This window comes from Micromonospora sp. NPDC049048 (assembly GCF_043197615.1).
GTDB lineage: Bacteria > Actinomycetota > Actinomycetes > Mycobacteriales > Micromonosporaceae > Micromonospora.
In genome coordinates this window covers 693,105-719,598 of sequence record NZ_JBICTM010000003.1, presented here as the reverse complement: position 1 = coordinate 719,598, position 26,494 = coordinate 693,105, and the positions used below count along the sequence as shown (strand labels likewise).

General features: G+C 74.9%; 25 protein-coding genes. 11 read left to right on the top strand and 14 right to left on the bottom strand.

The window, feature by feature from the left end:
• Positions 1–9: 9 nt before the first annotated feature.
• The 4 genes from ACGFIG_RS13880 to ACGFIG_RS13865 all read right to left on the bottom strand — a co-directional run bounded on the left by ACGFIG_RS13880 (position 10) and on the right by ACGFIG_RS13865 (position 5,000).
• Positions 10–1,593 (bottom strand): prenyltransferase/squalene oxidase repeat-containing protein, encoded by a 1,584-nt coding sequence (locus tag ACGFIG_RS13880; protein WP_393002544.1) that lies wholly within the window; start codon positions 1,591–1,593, stop codon positions 10–12.
• Complete coding sequence (locus tag ACGFIG_RS13875; RefSeq protein ID WP_393002542.1) at positions 1,590–2,516, bottom strand: terpene synthase family protein; 927 nt, start codon at positions 2,514–2,516, stop codon at positions 1,590–1,592. The genes ACGFIG_RS13880 and ACGFIG_RS13875 overlap by 4 nt, the downstream gene beginning before the upstream one ends.
• Entirely contained in the window at positions 2,513–3,853 is a 1,341-nt protein-coding gene (locus tag ACGFIG_RS13870) for a cytochrome P450 (protein ID WP_393002937.1), read from the bottom strand. The genes ACGFIG_RS13875 and ACGFIG_RS13870 overlap by 4 nt, the downstream gene beginning before the upstream one ends.
• A 229-nt stretch (positions 3,854–4,082) precedes the next feature.
• Positions 4,083–5,000, bottom strand: a complete 918-nt coding sequence (locus tag ACGFIG_RS13865) for a GNAT family N-acetyltransferase (protein WP_393002540.1) — start codon at positions 4,998–5,000, stop codon at positions 4,083–4,085.
• Between the two features lie 95 nt (positions 5,001–5,095).
• Between ACGFIG_RS13865 and ACGFIG_RS13860 the strand changes: the two genes are divergently transcribed.
• The gene (locus ACGFIG_RS13860) at positions 5,096–5,344 is read left to right on the top strand and encodes a DUF2630 family protein (RefSeq protein WP_101411608.1); all 249 of its coding nucleotides are present in this window, start codon (positions 5,096–5,098) and stop codon (positions 5,342–5,344) included.
• 43 nt (positions 5,345–5,387) lie between these two features.
• Here ACGFIG_RS13860 and ACGFIG_RS13855 read toward each other — a convergent pair whose 3' ends face one another.
• From ACGFIG_RS13855 to ACGFIG_RS13845, 3 genes are all read right to left on the bottom strand, one after another.
• Complete coding sequence (locus ACGFIG_RS13855; protein WP_393002538.1) at positions 5,388–6,323, bottom strand: serine protein kinase RIO; 936 nt, start codon at positions 6,321–6,323, stop codon at positions 5,388–5,390.
• 270 nt (positions 6,324–6,593) lie between these two features.
• Positions 6,594–7,238 carry an HAD family hydrolase gene (locus ACGFIG_RS13850; protein WP_393002536.1) on the bottom strand — a complete coding sequence of 215 codons (645 nt, stop codon included), beginning with the start codon at positions 7,236–7,238 and terminating at the stop codon, positions 6,594–6,596.
• A 58-nt stretch (positions 7,239–7,296) separates the two neighbouring features.
• Positions 7,297–8,166: a carbon-nitrogen hydrolase family protein gene (locus ACGFIG_RS13845; protein ID WP_393002534.1), complete on the bottom strand. Its 870-nt coding sequence runs from the start codon at positions 8,164–8,166 to the stop codon at positions 7,297–7,299.
• Between the two features lie 104 nt (positions 8,167–8,270).
• Between ACGFIG_RS13845 and ACGFIG_RS13840 the strand changes: the two genes are divergently transcribed.
• The 6 genes from ACGFIG_RS13840 (at position 8,271) to mug (ending at position 12,902) form a co-directional block, all read left to right on the top strand.
• The gene (locus ACGFIG_RS13840) at positions 8,271–8,843 is read left to right on the top strand and encodes a helix-turn-helix domain-containing protein (RefSeq protein ID WP_363902747.1); all 573 of its coding nucleotides are present in this window, start codon (positions 8,271–8,273) and stop codon (positions 8,841–8,843) included.
• Between the two features lie 128 nt (positions 8,844–8,971).
• Positions 8,972–9,883: a TIGR04222 domain-containing membrane protein gene (locus ACGFIG_RS13835; RefSeq protein WP_393002532.1), complete on the top strand. Its 912-nt coding sequence runs from the start codon at positions 8,972–8,974 to the stop codon at positions 9,881–9,883.
• Positions 9,880–10,698 carry a DUF692 domain-containing protein gene (locus ACGFIG_RS13830; protein WP_393002530.1) on the top strand — a complete coding sequence of 273 codons (819 nt, stop codon included), beginning with the start codon at positions 9,880–9,882 and terminating at the stop codon, positions 10,696–10,698. Before ACGFIG_RS13835 ends, ACGFIG_RS13830 begins: the two co-directional genes overlap by 4 nt.
• The gene (locus ACGFIG_RS13825; protein WP_393002528.1) at positions 10,695–11,141 is read left to right on the top strand and encodes a hypothetical protein; all 447 of its coding nucleotides are present in this window, start codon (positions 10,695–10,697) and stop codon (positions 11,139–11,141) included. Before ACGFIG_RS13830 ends, ACGFIG_RS13825 begins: the two co-directional genes overlap by 4 nt.
• 253 nt (positions 11,142–11,394) lie before the next feature.
• A complete protein-coding gene (locus tag ACGFIG_RS13820) occupies positions 11,395–12,156 on the top strand; it encodes an SDR family oxidoreductase (protein ID WP_393002526.1) in 762 nt (253 codons plus the stop codon).
• Entirely contained in the window at positions 12,156–12,902 is a 747-nt protein-coding gene (mug, locus tag ACGFIG_RS13815; protein WP_393002524.1) for a G/U mismatch-specific DNA glycosylase, read from the top strand. The genes ACGFIG_RS13820 and mug overlap by 1 nt, the downstream gene beginning before the upstream one ends.
• 93 nt (positions 12,903–12,995) lie before the next feature.
• On the opposite strand, the gene ACGFIG_RS13810 is transcribed toward mug, so the two are convergent.
• The 3 genes from ACGFIG_RS13810 to ACGFIG_RS13800 form a co-directional block, all read right to left on the bottom strand.
• Positions 12,996–14,975, bottom strand: a complete 1,980-nt coding sequence (locus ACGFIG_RS13810) for an ABC transporter ATP-binding protein (RefSeq protein ID WP_393002935.1) — start codon at positions 14,973–14,975, stop codon at positions 12,996–12,998.
• A 241-nt stretch (positions 14,976–15,216) separates the two neighbouring features.
• Positions 15,217–15,984, bottom strand: coding sequence for an enoyl-CoA hydratase/isomerase family protein (locus ACGFIG_RS13805; RefSeq protein ID WP_393002522.1), 768 nt, complete (start codon positions 15,982–15,984; stop codon positions 15,217–15,219).
• A 46-nt stretch (positions 15,985–16,030) separates the two neighbouring features.
• Entirely contained in the window at positions 16,031–16,258 is a 228-nt protein-coding gene (locus ACGFIG_RS13800) for a helix-turn-helix domain-containing protein (protein WP_007462679.1), read from the bottom strand.
• 258 nt (positions 16,259–16,516) lie between these two features.
• Between ACGFIG_RS13800 and ACGFIG_RS13795 the strand changes: the two genes are divergently transcribed.
• A complete protein-coding gene (locus ACGFIG_RS13795) occupies positions 16,517–17,116 on the top strand; it encodes a cadmium resistance transporter (protein ID WP_393002520.1) in 600 nt (199 codons plus the stop codon).
• A gap of 132 nt (positions 17,117–17,248) precedes the next feature.
• Here the strand turns inward: ACGFIG_RS13795 and ACGFIG_RS13790 are convergent, their stop codons facing one another.
• Positions 17,249–18,853 (bottom strand): ABC-F family ATP-binding cassette domain-containing protein, encoded by a 1,605-nt coding sequence (locus ACGFIG_RS13790; protein WP_393002518.1) that lies wholly within the window; start codon positions 18,851–18,853, stop codon positions 17,249–17,251.
• Positions 18,854–19,098: 245 nt separating this feature from the next.
• On the opposite strand from ACGFIG_RS13790, the gene ACGFIG_RS13785 reads away from it, so the two are divergent.
• Positions 19,099–20,016: a neutral zinc metallopeptidase gene (locus ACGFIG_RS13785; RefSeq protein WP_393002933.1), complete on the top strand. Its 918-nt coding sequence runs from the start codon at positions 19,099–19,101 to the stop codon at positions 20,014–20,016.
• 126 nt (positions 20,017–20,142) lie between these two features.
• On the opposite strand, the gene ACGFIG_RS13780 is transcribed toward ACGFIG_RS13785, so the two are convergent.
• A complete protein-coding gene (locus ACGFIG_RS13780; RefSeq protein ID WP_393002516.1) occupies positions 20,143–21,462 on the bottom strand; it encodes a carbohydrate-binding protein in 1,320 nt (439 codons plus the stop codon).
• A gap of 335 nt (positions 21,463–21,797) precedes the next feature.
• On the opposite strand from ACGFIG_RS13780, the gene ACGFIG_RS13775 reads away from it, so the two are divergent.
• Positions 21,798–22,694 carry a helix-turn-helix domain-containing protein gene (locus ACGFIG_RS13775; protein WP_393002514.1) on the top strand — a complete coding sequence of 299 codons (897 nt, stop codon included), beginning with the start codon at positions 21,798–21,800 and terminating at the stop codon, positions 22,692–22,694.
• 126 nt (positions 22,695–22,820) lie between these two features.
• Positions 22,821–23,663: a carbohydrate-binding protein gene (locus tag ACGFIG_RS13770; RefSeq protein WP_393002512.1), complete on the top strand. Its 843-nt coding sequence runs from the start codon at positions 22,821–22,823 to the stop codon at positions 23,661–23,663.
• A 120-nt stretch (positions 23,664–23,783) separates the two neighbouring features.
• On the opposite strand, the gene ACGFIG_RS13765 is transcribed toward ACGFIG_RS13770, so the two are convergent.
• Together ACGFIG_RS13765 and ACGFIG_RS13760 are read right to left on the bottom strand one after the other, a co-directional pair.
• Positions 23,784–25,115 carry a helix-turn-helix domain-containing protein gene (locus ACGFIG_RS13765; RefSeq protein ID WP_393002510.1) on the bottom strand — a complete coding sequence of 444 codons (1,332 nt, stop codon included), beginning with the start codon at positions 25,113–25,115 and terminating at the stop codon, positions 23,784–23,786.
• Complete coding sequence (locus tag ACGFIG_RS13760; RefSeq protein WP_393002508.1) at positions 25,112–26,458, bottom strand: helix-turn-helix domain-containing protein; 1,347 nt, start codon at positions 26,456–26,458, stop codon at positions 25,112–25,114. Before ACGFIG_RS13760 ends, ACGFIG_RS13765 begins: the two co-directional genes overlap by 4 nt.
• Between the last annotated feature and the right edge of the window lie 36 nt (positions 26,459–26,494).

The window sequence follows — 26,494 nt, the reverse complement described above, 5'->3', positions numbered from 1 at the left end:
AGCAAGGGTTCACGGTCCTGCGTGGCCGGTCGACCGGGCCAGCTGCCGCGCCGCCAGCACGGCGGCCCGCACGATGAGCACCGGGTGGTAGAGATCCTTGTCATGCCACAGTGGAGCGTCGTCGTCCGTGCCGTCGCGGTCGGCGTCGAGGTAGGCGAGGGCCCGGCGCACGACCGGGGCGAGGTCCGGCCGGGGCGGTCGCCCGGTGCCGAGCAGCACCTGCAGGGCGTACGCGGTCTCCTCCGGCGTACCCGTCCACAGCCCCCACGAGCCGTCGTCGCGCTGGGTGTCGCGCACCCAGTCGGCAGCCCGGTCGAGCCGCCCGGCGACGGCGTCGGGCGCGTACTCGGCCAGGCTCGTCGCGGCGCTGGCCGTCGCGTAGTACGGCGAGGCGTGCCAGCGGTCCGTCCAGCTGCCGTCGGCGAGCTGGCCGTCGACCAGCCAGCCCGCCACCCGCCGCGCCACGTCGGCGTACGGGCGGCCGGGGCGGTGCAGGGCGTGCCAGCCCAGCGCCTCCAGCACGTGGGCGTTCGTGGTGACCGACGCGCCGTCCTCGCCCTGCCACGTGCAGAAGTGCGTGCCCGTGTCGTACGCCAGGAGACTGTCGGGCGCGACCGGGCGGCCGAGCAGGGCCAGCGCGAAGAGCGTGACGGCGGTGGTGTCGGCGTCCGTCGGCAGTCCGGGCGAGGTGGCCGCGCCGGTCGGCCCGAGCGCGGCGACCAGGCCGTCGGTCAGCGCGGCGGGGACGTCCGCCGCCGCGCCGACCCGGGCCAGGCCGCTGAGCACCCAGGCCCGCTCGAACACGGCGATCGGGGTCGTGCACGGCACCGGGCCGCCGCCGCGCGCGACGACCTCGGTCAGGTAGGCCAGCGCGGCGCGGTCGGCATCCGGGCGGGTGGGATCGCCCAGCCAGGCAGCGGTGGCGGCGGGCGAGGCGCCGACGGCGCCCGAGACGGGCCGGGCCCGCAGGTGCGTGCGGGCCCGCCCGTCCAGCACCTCGAAGGCGTGCCACAGCTTCTCCGGGATGGGCCCGTCGGCCGCGAGGAGCCGCGTGACCGCCTCGGCCCGGTGCCGGGTCATCCCGTACGGCATCGGCAGCGTGGGCGCTGGCCGCCCGGTCCGGTCGACCGCGCCGTCGCCGAGGAGCGCGTCGATCCGGTCGATCAGGGCGGGCACGATCAGGTCGACGCCCGGCATGTCCGGCACCGGCTCGGCGGCGACCAGCAGCCGGTCCCGCAGCGCCGCCACGCCCCGGTCCACGGCGGGCGCGAGTCGCCGCGCCTCGCCGGGCTCGACGCGCCCCGGGCTGCGCAGGGTGCTCAGCAGCGCCTCCACCGCGCTCAGGGTCGGCACCAGGCCGTACGCGCCGGGCGCCCCCCATCCGCCGTCGGCGCGCTGGGTGGCCAGCAGGTGACGCAGCCGCTCGGCGTGCCCCGGCAGCCAGGGCGCGTCGCTGACCAGCCGGCCGGTCTCGTAGACCGAGGGCGAGACCGTGCCGGCGGGGGCCGCCAGCATCGCCGCCACCAGTTCGCGGCCGGCGGCGGCCAGCCCGGCGCCGCCCACGTCCGGTACGGCGAGCGGGGCCGCCGTCACGACATTCCCCAGAAGTCGGCCAGCTGGTAGAAGCCGCTGCTGAACCCGACCTGCCGGGCCAGGTAGTCCGCCTCGCGCGGGCAGGTCGCGCGCAGCGGCACCAGCATCTGGCGGCACGTGTCCACCAGCGCGGCGAGCCGCTGCTCCACCTCGGCGCGGTCCTCGACCAGCAGCAGCGCGTTGAGGTCGCCCCAGCGCAGGTCCCGTTCGTAGGTGCCCAGGTCGTTGACGAGGCGCAGGGCGCGCTGCACCTGGTCGCTGACCGCGACCAGCTCGTCCAGCCGGGCGAGGGTGGCCTCGTCGCCGGTGTAGAGCCAGTGCGCGACGTTGACGATCGTGCAGGCGTGGTTGTCGGCGTTGTCGAGATAGGCGTCGAGGCTCGGCAGGGACGACCGGTCCCCGGGCCGCCGGGCCGCCTTCCACTCCCACTCGCGGGCCATCGCCCGCACGGTCGCGTCCACCCGGTCCCGCCACAGCGGACGGTACGCCGCGAAGGCGTCGGACGTCGCCAGCTCCCCCTGGAGCTCGGCCAGGTAGGCGCCGAGGTGGTCGTCGGCGGCGGGCGGTTCGCCGGCGGCCACCGCGAGGCAGCGCGCGACGAGCCCGTCCACCTCGTCGCGGGTACGCGCCCGGTGGTCGATCAGCCAGTCGAGGGCGAAGCCCCACAGCACGGTCCGGTTCGCGGCGCGCAGCTGCTGGGCCGTGCACCACGGCGCGCCGAAGGCGATGGCCAGCGAGATGTTGGCGAACAGCATGGTGTCGAACGGTTCCGCGGGGAACAGTTCGGGGTGGGCGGCGGCCGACGTCTGCAGGTCGCGCTGCCCGCGTACCGCCAGGCCGCAGATGCGCCCCTGTTCCTGCGCGTCGCGCAGTTCGTCGCGCCCGACCGTCGCCGCGCCGGCCGCCGCCGGCACCCCGGTCACGCCGGCCTCCGCTCGCGTACCGGGGTCAGCGCCATGACCACCGGTCGGCCGGGGCGCAGGGCCGCCGCCAGCTGCCGGGGTGGCATGCCGCGCTCCCGCAGGCGGAATCGGTAGCGGCTGAGCATCGTGGCCACCACCAGCGGAGCCTCCAGGTTGAACAGGTACATGCCGAGGCACTGGTGCGGGCCGCCGCCGAACGGGAAGTACGCGTACCGGTGGCTGCGGCGCGGCTGGTCGCCGAGGAACCGCTCGGGGTCGAAGGTGTCCGGACGGTCCCAGAACCGGGCGAGCCGCTGGGTGATGTAGGAGCTGACCACGACGATGCTGCCCGCCTTGATCCTGGTGCCGCCGATGACGTCGTCGGCGAGGGCCGTACGCGGCAGCAGCCAGCCCGCCGGGTACATCCGCAGCAGTTCGTCCACCACGGCGCGGGTGTAGGTGAGCGCACGCAGCTGGTCCCGGCTGATCGTCCGGTCCGTGCCCACCACCTCGTCCAGCTCGGCGTAGAGCCGCTCGGCGATCTCCGGGTGGGCGTCCAGGATCGGCCACAGCCAGGTCAGCACGGCGTAGGTGGTCTCCGTCGCGGTGGCGAAGGACGAGACCACGTCGTCGCGGACCTGCCGCTCGTCGAGGGGGCGCCCCTGCTCGTCGCGGGCGCGGGCCAGGGCGGCGAGCAGGTCGTCGCCGTCGCGCGGGTGGGCGATCTCCCTGCGTACCAGCGGCAGCATGATGTCGTCGACGACGCCGATCGCGCGGCTCAGGGCCCGGTCGCCCGGCACCGGCACGGCGTCCGGCACGAACGGCAGGAGCAGGCGCGCCCGCAGCGCCGTGACGATCGTGCCCTGGGCGGCGACGATCCGCAGCTGGTCGGCGAGGCTCACCTGGTCGGCGAAGAAGACGCTGCTGATCGCCCGGCAGATGACGCGGCCCAGTTCGTTGCCGGCGTCGAACCAGCGGCCGGTCCGGGCCGGCTCCTCGAACTCGTCGACGGCCTCGCTGACGGCGTGGCTCATGGAGTCGACGAGGGAGTCGATGCGCTTGGCGGTGAAGTGCGGCTGCATCCGCGCGCGGCTGGCCTGCCACCGTGGCCCGTCGGACAGGATGCCGTCGCCGGTGAGCCGGCGTACCGGGCGCCAGAGCATGCTCTGCCCGCCACGGGTGTAGTTGGCCTCGTTGTCGCGCAGGATGTGCTGCACGTGGGCCGGCTCGGTGACCAGGTACGGGCGGATCGTCCCGAGGTTGAGCCGGACGATCTCACCTTCGGCCTCGTCCGCCAGCGCGACGAGTCGGCTCAGCGGATCGCGCAGCAGACCGGGGAGCATTGTCCACAGTGGTATCGAGCGGGCCGCCCGTCCCCGTGCGTCCTCGACGCTCCGCCCGGCATTGGCATCCCGCACCCGCGGCTCCTCCCCCTCGGTCACGCTCCGTTGTGACGGACCGTCAAGTGGACGGCTGCCTTGCGTCACAACCCGGGAAGCATGCCACCACCCGCCGAGGCTCCGCTAGCCATCGAACGAGAATTTTGCTCATGGGAATGCTCGTCCATGAAGGATTTCGTGGTGGGAGTCACTTCTGGAGGGTGCGCAGGTGGCGCCATTCGGCGGCCGCCGGCCGGTACCCGAACCACGCGTTCACCGCCCGCATCGCGTCGTTGCCGGCATCGTTGATCGTGAATGCCCGACGGAGGCCCGCCGCGCGGGCGGCCCGTAGCGACGCGTGCTTGACCAGCCGGGCGAGGCCCCGACCCCGCCACCCGGGCCGGGTGCCCGTCATTCCCGACAGGTACCGGTTCCGGCCATCGGTCAGCGCGACCGTGAACGCCACCACGGCACCGTCGGCCGTCGCCACCGTGCTGAGCGCCCGGTCCAGGTCCGGCCGGTCCCAGTACGCGGCCCGCCAGTCGTCAAAGCTGATCTCGTCCATCCCGACGTCGCCCGGCTCGTCCGCGGCGGCGGCCAGGTCCGCCTCGTACAGCGGACGCGGGTCGACCAGGTCCGCGGCCGTACCCAGGCGCACCCCGGCCGGCGGGGCGGGCGCGGGCGGCAGCGCCTCGGTCGCCAGGTCCAGGCCCAGGATCACGTTGCGCCGGCCGGAGCGGTAGCCGTGCCGCTCGGCGAAGGCGAGCGCCGCCGGTTCGTCGGCGACCCGGGCGTACGCCCGACGCACGCCGAGCCCGACGAGCCGCTCCTCGGCGGCGGCGAGCAGCGCCGAGCCGACGCCCCGCCGACGCCCCTCGGGGTGCACGACCAGGTTGACGAAGCCGAGCCCCGGCTCCGCGCTCTCGTGCAGCAACCCCGTACGGGCGACGCCGGCGATCCCGCCGCCCTCCTCGGCGACGAGCATCCCGAAGCGTTCCGCAGGTTTGCCGGTCGCCTGCCAGGCGAGCAGCGCCGAAGTGACCACCAGGTGGGGCCGGGCGGCACGGAGCAGGTCGACGACCGGCGCCGCGTCGGAGGGGCCGGCGGCCCGGACGATGGGGGCCATGGCTGGGCAACCTACCGCAGCGGCGGGCCCGGCGGGGGGGCGTGCGGCGGTGGAAGCCGGGGCGCGCCCGCGCGGGCTGTGCCAGGCTCAGGGACATGGACGACAAGACCATCCTGAACCGGATCTCCGAGCTGGTCGACGAGGAGCACCGCCTGCGCGCCGACGCGCAGGCCGGCGAGTCGGGCACGGACGACGACGCCCGCACGCGGCTGCGCGAGCTGGAGGAGTCCCTGGACCAGTGCTGGGACCTGCTGCGCCGGCGGCGGGCCGCCCGACAGACCCACGGCGACCCGGACGCCCAGGGCCTGCGCCCCAAGCCGGCGGTCGAGCGCTACCTCCAGTGACCCGGTCCCGGGCGGCGGGTGCCGGCCGCCCGGGATGTCGCGGTCAGCGGATCCCCGCCTCCCGCAACAGCAGCGCGGTCAGCGCGGCCGGCTCGGCGTCCGCCGCCGGCAGGCCCCGGGCCGCGAACCAGGTGCCGACCACCCGGACGTCGCGGGCCAGGAACTCCGGCCCCTGCGGGTTGGCCACCACGTCGACCACCTGCGGCAGGTCGATCAGCACCAGCCGCCCCGCGTGCACCAGCAGGTTGTACGGCGACAGGTCGCCGTGGGCCAGGCCGGCGCGGGCGAGCACCACGAGGGCGTCGACGAGCTGTCCCCACAGCTCGCGCAGCTCCCCCGCCTCCGGCCTGAGCTGGGCCAGCCGGGGCGCGGCCAGCCCCTCGTCGTGGTCACCGACGAACTCGAGCATCAGCTCGGTGCCGCGCACCTGCACGGGATAGGGGACGGAGATCGTGCCGTACCGGGCGCCGACCTCCCAGAGCCGGGTCAGCGCGGCGAACTCGGCCGCCGCCCACTGTCCGGCGATCATCTGCCGGCCGAAGGTGGTACGCCCCGCCATCGCCCGGTTCTCCCTGGACCGGCGGACCCGCCGTCCCTCCAGGTAACCGGCGTCGCGGTGGAAGAGTCGGTGCTGCGGGTCCCGGTACCGCTTGACCGCCAGCAGGCAGGACCGGTCGGTGCCGGGCACCGCCCGGCGGACCAGGTGGACGTCCGCCTCCTTGCCGGTCTTGAGTACGCCCAGCTCGGTGTCCCTGGCGGCCAGTTCGGTGACCAGCCAGTCCGGGTAGGGCTGGGGGCCGTGCACGGCGTCGTCCCAGGAGGACCAGCGCTCCCCCGTCTCGGGGTCCGGCTCGTCGTCGGGGTCGGCGGGGGCGGGACCGGTGGCCCGGCCCCGCTTCAGGAAGAGCTGTTCGTCGTCGTCGAAGCGGCGCTTGCCGCGGGTACGGCGCTCGCGCGCCGGAAGGTCGTGATCGCGCACTGCGGTGGTGTTCCCTTGCTCGAGGCTACTGGGGGCAGGTGGAAGTGACCTGCGAAGACGGCCATGACCGACCCCCTCTCCTCGACCGGGCGCGGGCCCGGCTGCACGATGCGCCGACCATGCTCGCGAACCGACGGCGACCCGGTCAACCGGTTTTCGCCCACCGCCCGTCCGGCACACCGCGGGCGGCCACGGCACCCCCTCGGGCGGCGCGCACCGGTCCCGAGGCGGGGCCGGTGGACCGGCAGTCGCGGTCGGGGCACCCGTCCGTCAGGCGGCGAGCACCGCCGCGACGGCGGCGATCAGGCCGTCCGCCGTGCGGGTGGGGGCGAACCGGCTGTCCACCCAGCTCCGTCCCCGGTGCAGCCAGACACTGGGCAGGCCCACGGCGGCGGCGCCCCCGATGTCCGCCTCCGGACCGTCGCCGATCACCCAGGCGCCGTGCAACGGCCGCCGTACCCGCTGGGCGGCCAGCACGAAGATCCTCGGGTCGGGCTTGCTGACGCCGACCTCCTCGGAGATGACCCAGTCGGCGACGAAGCGGTCCAGCCCGGTACGGCGGATGACGGCCTCCTGCTGCCGTACGCCGCCGTTGCTGACCACCACGGGCGTCCAGCCGGCCTCGTCGGCGATCCGCAGGGCACAGGCCACCAGCGGATCGAGCCGGATGTTGGCCACCACGCCGTCGTGCAGCTCCTCGACCAGGTCGATGGACGGGATCAGCAGCCCGTACCGGTCGCGTACGGCGTCGGCCACGTCCCACCGGTCGGTCAGCCCGTCCGCGTCGATCGACACCAGCCAGTCGATGTCGGCCGGCGGCGCACCCACACCGGCCAGGAACCGCTCTCCCCAGGCGCGGAACGGACCGGCGCGGTCAAGCAGCGTGTTGTCCAGGTCCAGCAGGAGCAGCGGCACTCGGGCACCCTACGGGAACGCCACCGCCCACCGACAGTGCCGCGGCCCTCCCAAACCCTCAGGCCGGCAGCGCCGAGCGGGCGGTTCCCTGGTGGGGCAGACGGTCGAGCAGCATGCAGTGCGCCGCCCGGGTCGCCGCGAGGGCCTCCGGGGCGAGCGTGACGACCAGCACGGCCTCGCCGGTGTCGGCGCCGCGCGCCAGCGGCCGGCCCTCCGGGTCGTAGACGGCGGCGCCGCCGTTGAACCGCCACGGGTCGGTGCCGCCGACGAGGTTGGCGAACACGACGTACATCGTGTTGTCCAGCGCGCGGGCGGCGTAGTAGAGGTCGCGGCGGTGCTCCGAGCCGGCCAGGTAGCCGCTCGGGCAGAGGTAGCCGTGCGCCCCGTCGGCCGCCGCGGCCCGGCCGTGCTCCGGGAAGCAGCCGTCGTAGCAGATGCCGACCCCGAGCCGCCAGTCGTCGACGAGCAGGGTCGCGCCCCGGTCGCCGGGCACGAACAGCTCCCGCTCGCCGCTCCACAGCTGCTGCTTGTCGTAGCCGACGCGGACGTCGCCGGCGCGGTCGACCAGCAGGGCGGAGATCGTCCGCCGGCCGTCGGGGTGCCGGACGGCGGCGCCGACCACCACCGCGCCGCCGCCGTCGCGGGCCGCCCCGCGCAGCGGGTCCAGCCGCGGGTCGTCGACGGCGCCGGCCCCGTCGGCCGCGACGTCGGTGCCGGCCGGATCGGCCGCGAGCGTCGGCAGGTGGTACGCCGGCAGGAAGAGCTCGGGCAGCACCGTGACCCGGGCGCCCTGCTGCGTCGCGTGGCGGACCAGCCGGGCGGCGCGCGCCGCGTTGCCGGCCACGTCGCCGGGGATGGATTCGGCCTGCACGGCGGCGACGGTCAGCGGGTCGGCGGGGACCGCGACGGCGGTGGGGAGTGGCGTCACAACGGGATCCTAGCGGCCGACCGGCGGACGATGATCTTTCGCGCGACCAAACCAAGCCGTACGTACGGTTTGCCAGACGAGGGGTGAGCTGTCACGATCGACCCGTGCCCAGAGTAAGCCAGGACCAACTCGACGCGCGCCGCCAGGAGATCCTCGCCGCCGCGCGGGCCTGTTTCGCCCGGCACGGCTACGAGGGCGCCACCGTCCGCAGGCTCGAGGAGGCCACGCGGCTGTCCCGGGGCGCGATCTTCCACCACTTCCGCGACAAGGACTCACTCTTCCTCGCCGTGGCCGAGGACGACGCCGCCGCCATGGTGGAGACGGTCGCCCGCAACGGCCTCGTCCAGGTCATGCGGGACCTGCTGGCCGGCGCGGTCTCCCCCGACACCACCGGCTGGCTCGGCAGCCAACTGGAGGTCTCCCGACGGCTGCGTACCGACCCGGCGTTCGCGAAGCGGTGGGCGCAACGGTCGGCGGCGGTCGCCGAGGCGACCCGCGACCGGTTGGCCCGACAGCGCGAGGCGGGCGTGCTCCGCGCGGACGTGCCGATCGACGTGCTGGCCCAGTTCCTCGAACTCGCCTACGACGGCCTGGTGCTGCACCTGGCCATGGGCCGCCCCGCCGGCGACCTCGGCCCGGTGCTCGACCTGGTCGAGGAGGCCGTACGCCGCCGCTGACCCCGTCGCCGGGATGGACCTCCCCGAGGCGCGTATCGGTCCGGTAACTCGACCCACGCGGTGGGGACGGCGTGGCGGGGCTGCTCCACAATTGGGCCGCGATCCCCCCTCGCCTCAAGGAGCAGCAGATGACCGTCTTCGCCGCACCTGGTGACACCTGGGGCATCTCCGGCCCCACCTTCCTGCGGGTCTACCTGCTCGCGGCCGTCGTGATCGTCGCCGGCACGCTCGTCCACCGCCTCGCGGTCCTCGCCGGCCCGTCGGTGGACAACCTCGGGCAGCTCCACCCGCAGCAGGTCGCCTACCTCAACGGCGGGCAGCAACTGGCCATCTGGGCCTCGGTCGGCGGGCTGCGCAGCAGCGGGGCGCTCGGCGTACGACCGGACCGGCGGCTCACCACCGGCGGACCGCTGCCGGCCGGGATCACGCCACTGGACCAGGCGATCCACATCGCCGCCGGCCGGCACGCCAAGACCCGGGAGCTGGCCCGCGACGGGCGGGTGTGCCAGGCGCTCGACCAGCTCAGGGCCGACCTGGAGCAGCGCGGGCTGGCGCTCGCACCGGCCCGCCGGACCGCGCTGCGCGGCGGCGCGGTCCTGCTCACCGCCCTGTTGCTGATCGGCGTCGTACGCGTCTTCGCGGGGCTGGGCAACGACCGTCCGGTGGGCTGGCTCATGCTCACCCTCCTTCCGCTGTCCGTCGTGGCGATCGTGCTGTACCGCGTGCCGTGGCGCACCCACGCCGCCACCCGTGCCCTGCGTGGCCTGCGCCGCCAGCACACCTACCTCGCGCCGGCCTCGGCCCCCGCCCACACCACGTACGGCGCGGCGGGCGCCGCGATGGGGATCGCGTTGTACGGCACCGCGTCGCTCTACGCCATGGACCCCGGCTTCGCCAGTCAGGCCGAGATCCAGCGCCAGGCGATCAGCGGCACCGGGGCCTCCTCCAGCGGCGGCGGGTGCGGCGGGGGTGCCTCGTGCGGCGGGGGCAGCTCGTGCGGAGGCGGCGGGGGCTGCGGCGGAGGCGGGTGCGGCGGATGACCGGGCCGGCCGGCGTGGGCATCGGCTGGCGGCCCGAGATCGCCGGATTCGTGGCCGACCTGCCCGGGCTGCGTTTCGTGGAGGTGGTCGCGGAGGGCGTCGCCGCCGCCGGGCCCCTGCCGGCGGGGCTGGCCGCGCTGCGCGAGCGCGGCGTGACGGTCGTACCGCACGGTGTGCGGCTGTCCCTCGGCGGCGCGGAACCGGTCGACCCGGCGCGCGTCGCGCACCTGGGCGCGGTGGCGGAACGCCTCGGGGCGCCGATCGTCAGCGAGCACATCGCGTTCGTCCGGGCCGGCGGCGTCGAGGCCGGCCACCTGCTGCCGCTGCCCCGCAGCCGGGAGGCGGTCGACGCGGTCTGCGCCAACGTCGCCCGCGCGCAGGCCGGGTTGCCGGTGCCGCTCGCGCTGGAACCGATCGCGGCCCTCTTCGACTGGCCCGACGACGAGCTGGACGAGGCCGACTTCCTCACCGAGATCCTGGAACGCACCGGCGCGTTCCTGCTGCTGGACATCGCCAACGTCTACGCCAACGCCCGCAACCGGGGCGCCGACCCGGTCGCGCTGCTCGACCGGCTGCCGTTGGACCGGGTCTCCTACGTGCACGTGGCGGGCGGCACCGAGCACGGCGGCTACTACCACGACACGCACACCGATCCGGTGCCCCCGGCGGTGCTCGACCTGCTGCGCGAGCTGTGCGCCCGCCGCCGGCCACCGGCGCTCCTGCTCGAACGCGACGGGCACTACCCGCCCGCCCCGGTGCTCCGCGCCGAGTTGGACGCCCTCTCCGCCGCCTCCGGCTTCCCGGTGGTGACGTGAGCGGCGACCTGACCGAGCGGCAGGCGGCGCTGGTGGCGGCACTGGTGGCCGGCGGCCCGGTGCCGGCGGGTTTCGACCCGGCGGCGCTGGCCGCCGCCGGGGCCGCGCTGCTGCGCAAGCGCGCCGGGGAGGTGGCCCGGCACTGGCCGCTGCTCGCCGCCGGTCTCGGCCCGCAGTGGCCGGCGACCTTCGCCGGCTGGGCGGCGGGGCGGCCGACCGAGGGCTCGCTGCGTGACGGCTGGGACCTGGCCCGCGACCTGCGCGAGCGGGGCGCGCTGCCGCCGCTGGGCGCGGAGGAGCTGGCCGCGCGCGAGGCCACCCACCGCTACGACGGGCACACCCCGCCGCGCCCGCGCCGGCTGCCGGCATGGGGGCGCGCCGACGGGGCCGTCGCGGTCCAGATCGCCGGTCGGGTACGCCTGCTGCGTCCCGCCCGCCGCTGACCGCCCGCCGCTGGCCGCCGCTGGTCGCCGCTGGATCGCCCGCCGCTGGCCGCCCGCCGCTGACCGCCGCTGGATCGCCCGCCGCTGGCCGCCCCCGGATCGGCGACCGCCGAACCGGTCGCCGCCGAACCGCCCGCTGGACCGGCCGCCGCTGGTCGCCGACCGCCGGTCGGCCCGAGCGCCGGTCGGCCCGCTGCCGGTCGGACCGAGGGCCCCGCTGGCGGATCCCGCCGGGTGCGGCAGGATCGGCGGCATGGATCTCGGACTCACCGATCGGGTGTACGTACTCACCGGCGCCTCCCGGGGGCTGGGTTACGCCACCGCGCAGTGCCTCGTCGCCGACGGCGCCCGCGTGGTGCTCTCCGCCCGCGACGCCGACGCCGTGGCCGCCGCCGCGCAACGCCTCGGCGGACCGGAGCGGGCGGTCGGGCTGGCCGCCGACCTGGCCGACGCCCGGACGCCGGAGCGTCTCGTGGCGGCGGCGCGGGAGCACTTCGGCCGGCTGGACGGGGCGCTGGTCTCGGTCGGCGGACCACCGCCGGGCAGCGCCGCCTCGGTCACCGACGAGCAGTGGCGCCGCTCCTTCGAGACGGTCTTCCTCGGCAGCGTGCGCATGGTCCGTACCGTCGCCGAGAACCTGACCGGGGGCGGGGCGATCGGGCTGGTCCTGTCGACCTCGGCCCGTGGGCCGGTGCCCGGCCTGGGCATCTCCAACGGCCTGCGCCCCGGCCTCGTGGGCATGGCCAAGGACGTCGCCGACGAGTACGGACCCCGGGGCGTACGGGTGGTCGGTCTGCTGCCCGGCCGGATCATGACCGACCGCAACGTGGAGCTCTTCGCGGCCACCGGCGATCCCGAACGGGCGCGCGCGGAGGCCGAGGCCGCCATCCCGCTGCGCCGCATCGGTGCCCCGGTCGAGTTCGGCCGGGTGGCCGCGTTCGTCCTCTCCCCCGCCGCGAGCTACCTGACCGGGGTGACCGTGCCGGTCGACGGCGGCGCGCTGCGGGGCCTGTGATGGCCGCACCCGCCGGCGGATCGGGCACCGGTTCTCCCGGCGGGCCGGACACTGGCTCTCCCGGCGGATCGGGCACCAGCACCCCGAGTGGGTCGGGCACCGGCTCTCCCGGCGGATCGGGCACCGGCACCCCGGGCGGATCGGGCACCGGCTCCGCCGGTCGGCGGAAGGCCCGTGCGGCGGAGGCGGTCGGACGGTATCCGCGCCCCAGCGGGGAGGAACTCGCCGCCGCGGCGGAGCGCACCATTCCCGACGTCATCGCCCCCGGTCTGGACGTGCTCTTCGTCGGGATCAACCCGGGGCTGTGGTCGGCCGCGACCGGGTGGCACTTCGCCCGGCCGGGCAACCGGTTCTGGCCCGCGCTGCACCGGGGCGGGTTCACGCCCCGGCTGCTGCACCCCAGCGAGCAGGACGAGCTGCCCGGATACGGCCTCGGCATCACCAACATGGTCGCGCGGGCCAGTGCGCGCGCCGACGAGCTGACCCCGGCCGAACTGGTCGCGGGGGCGCAGCTCCTCACCAAGAAGGTCGAGCGGCACCGCCCCCGCTGGGTGGCCGTGGTGGGGGTGACCGCGTACCGGGTCGGCTTCGCCCGGCCGAAGGCCGCCTTCGGGCCGCAGCGGGAGCCGCTGGCGGGCGCCCGGCTCTGGGTGCTGCCCAACCCCAGCGGCCTGAACGCGCACTTCACACCGGAGACGCTCGGCGCCGCGTTCGGGGAGCTGCGCGCTGCGGTCGCCGCCGGCTGAGGCGCGCCGTCCCGCTCACGGCGCTCCGGGCGGTGTCACTCGGCGGCGGCCTGCTCAGGCGGTGTCACTTGGCGGCGGCCGGCTGAGGCGGCGTCAGTTGGCGGCGGCCGGCGGCAGCGCCTCTTCGGCGAGGTAGGGCCGCAGCGGCGGCACGGCCACCGGCTCGGGTCCTGTCGCGTCGGCGTACGGGGCCGGCGAGTCGGCGACCGCGAACTGGGTGCGGTAGAGCTCGGCGTAGAGCCCGCCCACGGCCACCAGTTCCTCGTGCCGTCCCCGCTCGACGATCCGCCCGCCGTCGAGCACCAGGATCTGGTCGGCGTCGCGGACGGTCGACAGCCGGTGCGCGATCACCAGCGCCGTACGCCCGGTCAGCGCCACCGACAGCGCCCGCTGCACGGCGGCCTCGCTCTCCGAGTCGAGGTGCGCCGTCGCCTCGTCGAGGATCACGATCGACGGGGCCTTGAGCAGCAGCCGGGCGATGGCGATGCGCTGCTTCTCGCCGCCCGAGAAGCGGTAGCCGCGCTCGCCGACGAGGGTGTCCAGCCCCTCCGGCAGCGACCGGACCAGGTCGGCGACCTGCGCCCCGGCCAGGGCGGCCCAGATCTCGTCGTCGGTGGCGTCCGGCTTGGCGTAGCGCAGGTTCTCGGCGATGGTCTCGTGGAACAGGTGCGAATCCTGGGTGACCACACCGATCTCGTCGCGCAGCGAGTCGAGGGTGGCGTCGCGGACGTCGACGCCGCCGACCAGCACCTGGCCGTCGGTGACGTCGTAGACGCGGGAGATCAGCATGGACAGCGTCGACTTGCCGGCCCCGGAGGGGCCGACCAGCGCCACCATCTGCCCCGGCGCGACCGCGAACGACACGCCCTTGAGCACGGGCTCGTTGACCGTACGGTCGAGGGCGGCGACCTCCTCCAGGCTGGCGAGCGAGATCTCGGCGGCGCTGGGGTAGCGGAACCGGACGTCGCGGAACTCGATCCGGCCGCTGCCCCGGGGCACCGGCACGGCGTCGGTTTTCTCCTGGATCGTCGGCTTCAGATCGAGCACCTCGAAGACCCGGTCGAAGGAGACCAGCGCGCTCATCACGTCGACCCGGACGTTGGAGAGCGCGGTCAGCGGGCCGTAGAGGCGGGTGAGCAGCAGGGCGAGGGTCACCACGGTGCCGGCGCTGACGTTTCCGGTGACCGCCAGCCAGCCACCGAGACCGTAGGTGAGCGCCTGGGCCAGGGAGGCGACCAGCAGCATCGCCACGAAGAACGTCCGTGAGTACATCGCGGACTGGATGCCGATGTCGCGGACCCGCTCGGCCCGCCCGGCGAACCGGCGCGCCTCCACCTCGGGCCGGCCGAAGAGCTTCACGAGCAACGCACCCGATACGCCGAACCGCTCGGTCATCGTCGCGTTCATCTTCGCGTCGAGGTTGTAGGACTCCCGGGTGATCTCGGCGAGCCGTTTGCCGACCCGGCGGGCCGGGATGATGAACACCGGCAGCAGCACCAGCGAGAGCGCGGTGATCTGCCAGGAGAGGGTGAACATCACGGCGGCGGTGAGCACGAGCTGGATGACGTTGCTGACGACGCCGGACAGCGTCGAGGTGAACGCCCGCTGCGCGCCGAGCACGTCGTTGTTGAGCCGGCTGACCAGCGCGCCGGTCTGCGTACGGGTGAAGAACTGCAGCGGCATCCGCTGGACGTGGTCGTAGACCCGGGTGCGCAGGTCGAGGATGATGCCCTCGCCGATGCGGGCCGAATACCACCGCTGGGCGAGCGAGAGCAGCGCGTCGGCCACCGCGAGCCCGGCGATGACGAGCGCCAGCCGCACCACCGCGTTGCCGGCGTCGGTGCCGCCCCGGGTGATCGTGTCGATCACGTCGCCGGCGAGCACCGGGGTGGCCACCCCGATGACCGCGGCGAGCACCACGGTGACCAGGAAGACGACGATGTCCCGGCGGTAGGGCGCGGCGAAGGCCACGATCCGGCGGGCCACCCCGCGCTTGAGTCGGTGGGTGGAGATCTCGTCGCGGCTGCGTATCGACCGGAGCATGCTCCACCCGGCCATGCCGCCGCCGGACATCGAGTTGGACACGTTCACCTCCGGGTCGTCGGGCTGACCGCACCGTCAGGTCAATTCTCCCGACGACTCTGACAACCTCGGCCGTGACCCTGATCTTCCCGAACGGTCCTTACCGAGTGCTCTCCCTGGCCAGCAAGGCCCCAGCCGGCCGATCCGCCTACTCTCCCGGCCAACGAAATTCCGTAGCCGGCCGGCCCGCCTGCCCTCCCACCTGGTGAGGTTCCGCAGGCGGACGGTCGCGCTACTCTCCCCGTCCGGCGAGGTCGCGCAGCCGGCGGGTCTGCGCCTCCCGCTCGGCCCGCTGCTGGTCGGCGGCGGAGCGGCCGGTCGCACCGGCCAGCAGCGCCTTGATCTCCACCACCGCGTCGCGGTTGTTGGCCAGCAGCCCGGCGGTCAGGTCGCGCACCGCCGCGTCCAGTTCGGCGTTCGGCACCACCAGGGTGGCCAGGCCGATCCGGTCCGCCTCGGCGGCGTCCAGCCGCCGGCCGGTCGCGCAGATCTCCAGCGCGCGGCTGTAGCCGACCAGGTCGACCAGGCGCCCGGTGCCGGCGAGATCCGGGACCAGGCCGAGCGTCACCTCTCCCATGGAGAACTTCGCGTCCTCGGCCAGCACGCGCAGGTCGCAGGCTAGCGCCAACTGGAAGCCGGCGCCGATCGCGTGCCCCTGGACGGCGGCGACAGTGACGACGTCGGGGCGGTGCAACCAGGTGAAGCCGTCCTGGTATTCGGCGATCCGGTCGGCGCACTCCTGCTCGGACAGGGTGGCCAGCGCGGCGAACGACTCCGCGCCGGAGGAGCCAGCCGCCGACAGGTCGAGGCCGGCGGAGAACGCCCGGCCCTCGCCACGCACGATCACTACGCGTACGTCGCCAGGGAGGTCCCGGGAGAAATCGCTCATCGCGCGCCACATCGACGGGGTCTGCGCGTTGAGCACGTCGGGCCGGCACAACGTGACCGTCGCGACCGGCCCGTCGCATTCCAGCCGGACCCCGGTCGCCTCGGCGGTCACCGAGCGACCCGGGGAACGGCGCTGACGTACGACGCTGGTGGGCGGGTCACGCCTTCTTACGGCGTCGGGCGCCGCCCCGCTGCCGCAGCTGGACCCCGGACTCGGTGAGCACCCGGTGGATGAACCCGTAGGAACGGCCGGTCGAGGCCGCGAGCGCGCGGATGCTCTCACCCGAGGTGTACCGCTTTACCAGGTCCTTGGCGAGCGTCTGACGCTCGGCTCCGACGATCCGGCGACCCTTCTCAGTGCTGGTGGCTGTGCCAGTGGCTGCCATGCTGTGTCCTCACGTCCCAGACTGTGCGGTTCGGATACGGTCCCACCTATTAGACCGCCTCGAACGATCATGCGCCAGATATCAACTCTTCGCCAACCGACACGCTATGCGATGTCATCTTCCCGATAGCGTGATGCTCACGACGCGTCGGGGCGGCCCGACCAGCCCCCGCGCCCCGTCCGGAGCGGCCGGCTCGGTGCAGGCGACGGCGGTCGACGCGCCCTCAGGGTGTCGGCCGGCGGGCCGTACCCTGCTGGCGTGATCGACCTGCTCGGCACCGCCGCCAGCGCCGCCGTGGTGTTCGCCGCCACCGACATCGACGACATCGTCATCCTGACGCTGTTCTTCGTCGCCGCCCGCACCACCGGCCGGCCCCGCACCTGGCAGATCGTCGCCGGGCAGTACCTGGGCATCGGCGCGCTTGCGCTGCTCAGCGCGGTGGTCGCGGCCGGGCTGCTGGTGGTGCCCGATCCGTGGACCGGGCTGCTCGGCCTGCTCCCGATCGCCCTGGGCGTCCGTGCGCTGCTCGACCGCGACGCCGACGACGCCCCGGCCGTGGTGGGCTCCGCCCTCGGCGTGGCCGGGGTGACGATCGCCAACGGCGCCGACAACATCGCCGTCTACGTGCCGGTCTTCCGGGCGCTCGGCCCGGCCGACAGCGCGGTGTTCCTGCTGGTCTTCGTGGTGCTCATCGCGCTGTGGTGCGTCGCAGGGGCCTGGCTGGGCGGTCACCCCCGGGTGACGCGGCTGGTCGGGCGCGTCGGCCACTGGCTCGTCCCGGCCGTCTTCATCGCCATCGGCCTGGTCATCCTGGCCACCTCCGGCGTCCTGCCCCACCTGCTCGCCCTGCTGCCCTGAACCGCCCCTCCCTGCCCTGACCGCCTCCGAACCCCGTTGATCATGAAGTTGTTGGCACGACACGCCGGGACGGAGCGCAACAACTTCATGATCAACGCCGCGGGGCGGGGCGGGTGGCGCGGGGCGGGCGGGTCAGGCGAGTTCTACCAGTTCCAGGAGGTCGTCGCTCCAGGCGTCCTCGTCGCCGTCGGGGAGCAGGATGGCGCGGTCGGGCTTCAGCGCCATGACCGCGCCCGGGTCGTGGGTGACCAGCACGATCGCGCCCGGGTAGCGGGCGATGGCGTCGAGCACCTGCTCCCGGCTGACCGGGTCGAGGTTGTTCGTCGGCTCGTCGAGCAGCAGCACGTTCGCCCCGGAGCAGACCAGGGTGGCCAGCGCGAGTCGGGTCTTCTCGCCGCCGGAGAGCACCCCGGCCGGCTTGTCCACGTCGTCGCCGGAGAACAGGAACGCCCCGAGGATCTTCCGCAGGTCGGTGTCGGTCTGCTCGATGGCGGCGCTGCGCATGTGCTCCAGCACCGTACGGTCCACGTCGAGCGTCTCGTGCTCCTGCGCGTAGTAGCCGAGCCGAAGGCCGTGACCGGCGTGCACTCCGCCGGTGTCCGGCTCCAGCAGGCCGCCGAGCATCCGCAGCAGGGTGGTCTTGCCGGCGCCGTTGAGGCCGAGGATGGCCACCCGGGAGCCCCGGTCGACCGCCACGTTGACGTCGGTGAAGATCTCCAGTGAGCCGTACGATTTCGACAGGCCGGTCGCGGTGAGCGGGGTCTTGCCGCACGGGGCCGGGTTCGGGAAACGCACCTTCGCCACCCTGTCGGCGACGCGTACCTCCTCCAGGCCCGAGATCAGCTTCTCGGCCCGGCGGGCCATGTTCTGCGCGGCGACGGTCTTGGTGGCCTTGGCCCGCATCTTGTCGGCCTGGGCCATCAGCGCGCCGGCCTTCTTCTCGGCGTTGGCGCGCTCCCGGCGGCGGCGCCGCTCGTCGGTCTCGCGGGCCTCCAGGTAGGCCTTCCAGCCCAGGTTGTAGACGTCGACCACGGAGCGGGTGGCGTCGAGGAACCACACCTTGTTGACCACCGACTCCAGCAGCGAGCCGTCGTGGGAGATCACGATCAGGCCGCCCTTGTGGTTGGCGAGGAAGCTGCGCAGCCAGGTGATCGAGTCGGCGTCGAGGTGGTTGGTCGGCTCGTCGAGCAGCAGGATGCCGCCGCCGTTCTCGCCCGCGTCGCGGAACAGGATCCGGGCCAGCTCGATGCGGCGGCGCTGACCGCCGGAGAGGGTGCCGATGGTCTGGGCGAGCGCCCGGTCAGGCAGGCCGAGGTTGGCGCAGATCCGGGCGGCCTCGGCCTCGGCCGCGTACCCGCCGAGGGAGGCGAACTGGTCCTCCAGCGCGCCGTAGCGGCGGACCAGCCGGTCGTCGGCGCCGTCGGCGAGCTTGGCCTCGATCTCCTTCATCTGGGCCATCAGCACGTCCAGGCCCCGGGCGGAGAGCACCCGGTCGCGGCCGGTGACCTCCAGGTCGCCGGTGCGGGGGTCCTGCGGGAGGTAGCCGATGGCGCTGCGCCGATCGATCTGCCCGGCGTACGGCTGGCCCTCGCCGGCGAGCACCTTCAGCGTGGTGGTCTTGCCGGCGCCGTTGCGGCCGACCAGGCCGATCCGGTCACCCGGCTGCACCCGCAGCGTGGTGTCGGACAGCAGGATGCGGGCGCCGGCGCGCAGCTCCAGGCCGGTGGCAGTGATCATGTCGGAGGACTCGCTCTCGGGGTCTGGAAGGGCTGACTCAGGGCACGCGAAAGCGCCGGCGAGCACGAGGCCCGTCGGCGCGGGGCGGTTCAGCCTTCGCAGAGCAGCACGGGGGCAAGTGTACCGGGCGTCGTCCGGCCGCCCCTCCGGATTACCGATCAAGATCATCGGGTACCGGAACGCCGTCCGGACCCGGTCCGGTACCGCAACCACCAAAACGGATCAAATCGGTGATCGGGGTAGACATGGAGCTGAACGAGAACGCACGGATCGACACCAGCCAGGTGGACGACCGGCGAGGATCCGGCGGGGGCGGCGGGCTGGGCGGCATCCCCATCCCGATCGGTGGCGGCCGGGGTGGCCTCGTCGGCCTGGTCATCGCCGTGCTCGTCGCGCTCGTCGGCGGCGGCTTCGGCCTGAACGCGGCCACCAGCGGCGGCGACGAGCCGCAGGGCGACAACACGTCCCTGGAGCAGAAGTGCTCGGCCGAGGACGCGCTCCAGCAGCTCGACTGCCGCAACGCGCTCTACGTCAACTCGATCCAGGCGTACTGGCAGAAGGCCCTGCCCGAGGCGTTCGGCGAGCAGTACCGCCCGTCGAAGACGGTGTTCTTCAGCCAGGGCGTCAACACCGCCTGCGGGCAGGCCGACTCCGGGGTCGGCCCGTTCTACTGCCCCGCCGACGACCAGGTCTACATCGACCTCACCTTCTACCAGGTGCTCGCCCAGCAGCTCGGCGCCTCCGGTGAGTTCGCCCAGCCGTACGTGCTCGCCCACGAGTACGGCCACCACGTGCAGGACCTGCTCGGCACCGAGGCGGAGATGCGCCGCCAGCAGCAGCGCGACCCGGACAACGCGAACGCCCTCTCGGTGAAGCTGGAGTTGCAGGCCGACTGCTACGCGGGCGCCTGGGCGAAGAACGCCACCGGCACCGCCGACGCGAGCGGTCAGAAGATCTTCACCAGCATCAGCGAGCAGGACATCCAGCAGGCCATCGACGCCGCCGAGAAGATCGGCGACGACGCCATCTCCAAGCGGGCCAACCGGCCGGTGAACCCGGAGGAGTTCACCCACGGCTCGTCGGCGCAGCGCAAGGAGTGGTTCACCCGGGGCTACAGCACGGGCGACCCGAAGTCCTGCGACACCTTCCGCGGCAGCCTCTGACCCACCATGGGCGTCGGGCGGGGACGGCAGGCCCCGCCGAGCGCGCCGCCACATCCCGTACAGGCAGGCCACGGGCCCGGTCGGTGACCGGGCCCGTGGCGCGTACGCGTGGCGGAGCGGCGGCGGTCAGACCCGCTGCCAGAGCGCCGGCACGTTCGGCGGCTCCCAGCCCGGCTGGGCGATGTGTCCCTGCAGGCAGCGGTACGACTGGCCCGCGTAGCTCACCGTCGCGCCGGCGGCGTATCCGGTGCCGACCTGCCAGGTCGTGCCGTCGGGCGGGTTGCCGGTCGAGGTGGGTGTGGGGGTCGGCGCGGGGCCGCCGGCGGTGACGAGGCTCAGCCCGTACGCCGCCAGGATCGCGTTGACCGGCTGGAAGTACATCGTCCCGCCGGTGGTGCAGTTGCCGGAGCCACCCGAGGTGACCCCCTGCGCCTGGTCGCCGGAGATCCACGAGCCGCCGGAGTCGCCCGGCTCGGCGCAGGCGTTGCTCCGGGTCAGTCCGGTGACCGTGCCCTCCGGGTAGGTCACCGAGGCGTTCTTCTGCTGGATGGTGCCGCAGCGCCAGCCGGTGGTGGAGCCGGACCGGCAGACCGCCGCCCCCACGGCGGCCTCGGTGCTGCCCGCCACCGTGACCGTGCCGCCGCGGTAGTCGTTCACCAGCCCGCGCGGGGTGTTCCCGGCGTCCACCTGCACCCAGGCGTAGTCGCGGCCCGGGAAGGTGGAGCCGCGGACGGTGCCGCCCGGCTGGGAGGTGCGGGCGCCGGCCCGGCCGCAGTGCCCGGCGGTGACGAAGCCGCCGTTGACGGAGAACCCGATCGAGCACCGGCTACTGCCGGTGTAGTAGGCGTTGCCACCGATCACGTCGGCGTACGGCCTCGGGTTCTCGGTGCTGCCCTGGACCCGCACCGCGCCGGCCGGCACGCCCGCCGCGGCGGCGAAGGACCGGGCCGCGGCCGAGCCGCCGTCGCGGGCCAGCACCACGACGGAGTTGCCGGGAAGGTCGGCGTACCAGCCGACCACGGTGGCCGGCGCGGCGGCGGCCCGACGGTTCAGCCGGTCGACCGCCGCGTGCAGGGTGTCCTCGCCGTAGGTGACCGGGACCGGGACAGCGCCGAGGGCGCGGACGGGGCCGGCGTCGGCGGCGCGGGTGACGCCGACCGCCACGGCGGCACCTTCGGCGGTGACCCAGGTGCCGCCGTAGCCGGCACCGAGCGTGGTCCGCAGCACCTGCTGCGCGCGGCTGGCGCGATCGTCGACCGCCAGGCGGGCGCGGGCCTGGTCCGGGGTCAGCCGAAGGTCCCGTTGCAGGGCGGCGAACATCTCCGGCGCGACGCCGCCGGAACCGACGGCCGGCGCGGTGGGGCTGGGGGTGGTGTCGGCGCCGGCCTGGGTGGCCAGGGCCATGGTCAGCACCAGAACGGCAGCACCCAGGGTAGTTGCCGCCACGGTGGCTGGTCGTCGGAGCATGGGGGTCTCCTCGCGGTCAGAACGATGTGGAGGGTCGGATAAAGCCCGCCTGATCAGGCATGTGAGTGCCGTACGGCGGGATCGCGCCGATGCGCTACAGACACAACAACAAATGTTGTTAACCGTGTTGCCCTCACCGTAGGTTAGACATCCGATGCCGTCAATACAGGTCGCGATCGATCGCACCCCGTCCCTCCACCGCGAACGGAGCCGCCCGTGTCCCCGCCGCGCCCGCACGACCGCCGGACCAGGACCGTGCCCGCACGACCCGCCGTGGTCCCCGCACCGGCCACCCGCTCCCGGCGCCGAGCCCCGTGACCGGCCCGTCGCCGGCGCTGCCCCGGCACGACCTGGCGGTATCCGCCCCGGACGAGCTGCCCTTCGCCGTCGGGTCCTTCGAGGAGATCGGCCCGCTCTCCCGCGCCGACTTTCCGCACCGGCACGTCTTCTACGAGCTGGTGTACGTGACCCACGGGCGGGCCACGCACGTCATCGACCTCGACGCCCACCCCGTCCGACCGCCACACCTGTTCGTCGTCACGCCCGGCCAGGTGCACCACTGGCAGGACCAGCGCGACCTGCGCGGGCACGTGCTGCTCTGCGCCGCCGAGTTCCTGCTGACCTTCCCGGCCGACCGCGACGCGCTGCACCGCTCGGGGCACCGCTCCTGGCGCCCGCGCGACGACGCGCAGGCGAGGCGGATCGCCACCCTGATGCGGTGGACGACGGCCGAGTACCGCCGGGGTGGGCGCGGCCGGGCGAGCACCCTGCGCGCCTACCTGCACCTGCTGCTCACCGAGGTGCGCCGCTCCCGCCCCACGGGCCCGCCTCCCGGCCCGCCGCCCGAGCCGGGCACCCGCAACCAGCGCGCCGCCGCGATCGCCCGCCGCTTCGAGGAGCTGCTCGGCGAGCCGGACCTCGTCGGCGAGCCTCCCCGCGCGTACGCCCGTCGCATCGGCGTGTCGGTGCGCCACCTCAACGACGCGGTCCCGCTGGCCACCGGCGCCACCCCCGCCCGGCTGATCCGCCGGGCCCGGGTCCTGGAGGCGAAGCGCCTGCTGACCCGGACCGACCTCACCGTGGCCGCGATCGCCGACCGGCTCGGCTTCGCCGACCCCGCCTACTTCTGCCGGTTCTTCCGCCGGGAGACCGGCGACTCCCCCGGCACGTTCCGCCGGCACGGCGGAAAACACCACGATTCCGCCGGCTGACACATCGACGTACCCCGACGTCCGTCAATAGCGTCGGGTCGCCGGCCGCGCCGGCCCGCCCGGGTGAGCCGGGACTTCCCGGGCCGGCCGGGCCCCGACACCCGTCCCCCACCAGAAGGAACGCTCATGAACGATGCAGCCAGCGACGCACCGGAACCGGACGGTTCCCGCGCCAACAGCGGCGTGACACGCAAGAGCGTGCTGCGGGCGGCAGCACTGGCCCTGCCCGCCCCGTTCCTCGTCACCGGCGCCGCGCGGGCGGTGGGCGCGAGGACGGCCGACCCCGCGTCGGCGCCGCCGCTCACCCCGTACTGCGACGACGGCGACGACCCGACGCCGGCGCAGATGGAGGGCCCCTACTTCAAGCCGAACTCACCGCGCCGCTCCTCGCTCGTCGAGGCCGGCACGGTCGGCACCCGACTCACCGTCACCGGCCACGTCTTCGGGCTGGACTGCCGGCCGCTCCCCGACGTGCTGCTGGACTTCTGGCAGGCCGACGCCAACGGCGGCTACGACAACACCGGCTACCGGCTGCGCGGCCACCAGTTCACCGACGCGTCCGGCGCGTACCGGCTCAGCACGATCGTGCCGGGCCTCTATCCCGGGCGGACGCGGCACATCCACGTCAAGGCGCAGGCGCCGAACCGGCCGGTGCTCACCACCCAGCTGTACTTCCCCGGCGAGCCCCGCAACAGCACGGACACTCTCTTCGATCCCGCGCTGCTGATGACGGTACGCACGGTGAACGGCGTCCGGGAGGCGAGTTTCGACTTCGTCCTCAACGTGACCTCGGGCCCCGCCCCGACCCCGACCGGCACCGCCCCCGGCGGCACCTGGGCGGCCGGCACCGCGTACCCGGCCGGGGCCCGGGTCACCTACGGCGGCGTCGGCTACCGCTGTCTGCAGGCGCACACCGCCCAGCCCGGCTGGGAACCGCCGAACGCGCCGGCGCTCTGGGCCCGGGACTGACACCCGGCAAGCACCGGCCGCCCCGCGGACCGAGGCAGGGCGACCGGGCGGTGACCAGTGTTTGCGGCCGACCAGACGACCCGGCCGAAGGCCCCCGGCGGCGTACCCGTCGCCGGGGGCTCAGGCCGTGGCGCGCAGCACGGCGACCCGCTCGCCGAGCTGCTCCACCTGGCGCAGCCCTTCGCGGAGCAGGTCGAGCGCGTCGTCCGGGCGGCCCCACCCCTGCATCCGGTCGGCCAGCAGCAGGACCACCGCCGCCAGCTCCCGGCGCCGCCCGGCCGCCCGGTAGCCGGCGAGCGCCGCCCGCAGGTGCCGCTCGGCACCGGCCCGGTCGCCGTCGTCGTCGCGCAGCAGGCCGCGCACCCAGTCGGCGCGGGCCGCCACCACCGGGTCGTCGCCGAGGTCGACGGCGTCGCGCAACAGGGCCTCGGCCCGCGCCGGCTGGCCCAGCGCGTGGTAGACCTCCGCCAGTTCCACCCCGACCTCACGGGCCAGCGTCGGCTGGCCGGCGTCCGCCAGCACCGCGTGCGCCCTCGCCAGGTCGGCGAGGGCACCGGCGAGGTCGCCCGCCTTCCGGCGCCCCTGCCCCCGGGCCCGGTGACAGCACGCCAGCAGCCACCGCATGGCGACCTGCCGGGCCGCATGGCGGGCCTGCTCGGCAGCGACCCCGGCCTCCGCCGTCCGCCCCGCCGCGAGCAACGAGGACGCGACGCTCAGGTGCAGACCGGCGACCCGGGCCGGCGCGGCGAGCACCGCCAGGGCCAGGGCCTGCGTGGCGGCCTCCGCCGCCGCCCCCTCGTCGCCGAGCGCGACGTGACAGCGCACCAGCTCGGCGTGCAGGACCAGCAGGACCGACGGATCCGGGTACCCGTCGCGCAGCAGCGCGTCCCGCGCCTCGGTGAGCAGGTAGCGGGCGTAGCGCGGGTCACCGGCGTGGTATGCCAGCCCGGCCCGGCCAACCGCCGCCTCGGCGCGCACGTGCGGGGACGCCCCTGCCAGGAGAGCCTCCGCACGATCGAGCTGGGCCGACGCGGCCCCGGGTTCGTCGCGGCGCAGCGCCGCGCCCGCCAGGCCCAGCCGGGCCCAGGCTTCCAACACCGGCTCGGCCAGCTCGACGGCGGCCTCGGCCACCTCGCGGCAGACGGCAGCCGCCTCTTCGGCGGAGCCGGCCAGGTCGGCCTCGGCCAGGCGTAGCCGCAGGCGCACCGCGTCCGCCGGCGAGCGGCCGGTGTACAGGTCCGAGGGCGTGACGCCGAGCCGCTCGGCGAAATGGGCGACGGCGTCGGCGGAGGGCACCCGGCGACCGCTCTCCACGGCGGAGACGTAGGCCGCGCTGTACCGGGGCTCGGCCAGGGCGCGCTGGGTGAGCCCCCGTGCCGCGCGCAGCCGCTGCACACGCGCGCCCAGCCCGCTCGTCGCCGCACCCGCCACGACGGGCTCCGGCCGGCTCACGACAGCCGCTCCGCCGCGCGCAGGCCGCGACGCAGCACCGCCGCCGCCTCGTCGCGCTCCCCCCGGGCCAGCAACAGCTCCGCGAGGTGGCGACAGGTGATCACCACGTCACCCATCAGGCCGGCCCGCTCGTACCGGTCGACGGCCCGCAGCAGCAGCCGCCGCGCCTGCTCGCCGTCGCCCTGGACGGCCCGCACCAGCCCGCGTACCCGGTCGGCCTCGGCCATGATCTCGCGGTGGTCGCTGGCGGTCGCCGCCCCGGCCGCCTCCTCGGCCAGCTCAGCCGCCTCGTCCAGCGCGCCCTCGCGCCGACGCGCCTCGGCCAGCTCGAGCGTCGCCCCGGCGTGGTCGAGCACCGCGCCGACGGCGCCCAGCGTCTCCCGGGCGCGCCGCAACTGCGCCCCCGCCTCCCCCGGTCGCCCGGCCCGCAACAGGACGTAGCCACGGGCCCAGTGACACAAGCCGATCTCCCGGGTCAGCCCCAGCTCGGTGTAGCGACGGACGGCCTCCCGCAGGTGCCGGTCCGCCTCGTCCAGCTCGCCGTCGCGACGCAACTGCCCGGCGACGGCGTGGAACTGTGCCACCCACTCCCGGTTGGTCACCCGGGCGAGCAGGGGCGTCACCTCCCGCTCCAACCGTCGGGCCCGCTCCCGCCAGCTCAGCTCGAGAAACGTGTACATCAACGCGTTGGTCAACCGCAGCTCGGCGTCGGCGTCCACCGGGGGCACCGCCCGCAGGTCCCGCAGGCCGCCCTCCAGGATCGCCACCGCCCGCGGCGCGTCCCCGGCGACCAGCAGGCAGTACGCCTGCCGGGCCAGCACCGCCGCGCGCAGCCCCGGACAGTCGTCGGGCAGTTGGTCGGCAAGCTCGTCGTACCGGGTGGCGGCGTCCTCGGTGCGCCCCCGGTGCAGCTGGGCCTCCGCCAGGTGGTATCCGGCCCAACCGGCCAGCTCGGACAGGCGGTAGCGCTCCGCGCGACGGCGTATTCCGGTCAACGCACGCTCGGCGGCGTCCAACCTGCCGGCGGAGAGGTCCCGGCGGGCCGCCGCCAGCTCGGCCTCGAGCTGGGCGGCCGCGTTGGCCGGCCGGCCGTGGCGCAGGTCGTCGACCGCCAACCCGAGGCGGTCGGCGAAGTGGGCCAGCGCCTCGGGGCTGGGCATCCGGGCCCCGGACTCCACGGCGCCCAGGTAGGCGCGGGTGTAGCGGGAGCCGACGACCTGCTGCTGGGTGAGGCCACGGGCCAGGCGCAGCCGTCTGATCCGGTCACCCAGGCTCTCCCTGACCGCGTCGTCGCGGGAGTCGACGTCCCCGAACACGGCGACGTCGGCCGCCGTCTGCGTCATCCTGGCCCCTTCCCCGACCGTCACGCCCAGCCTAGT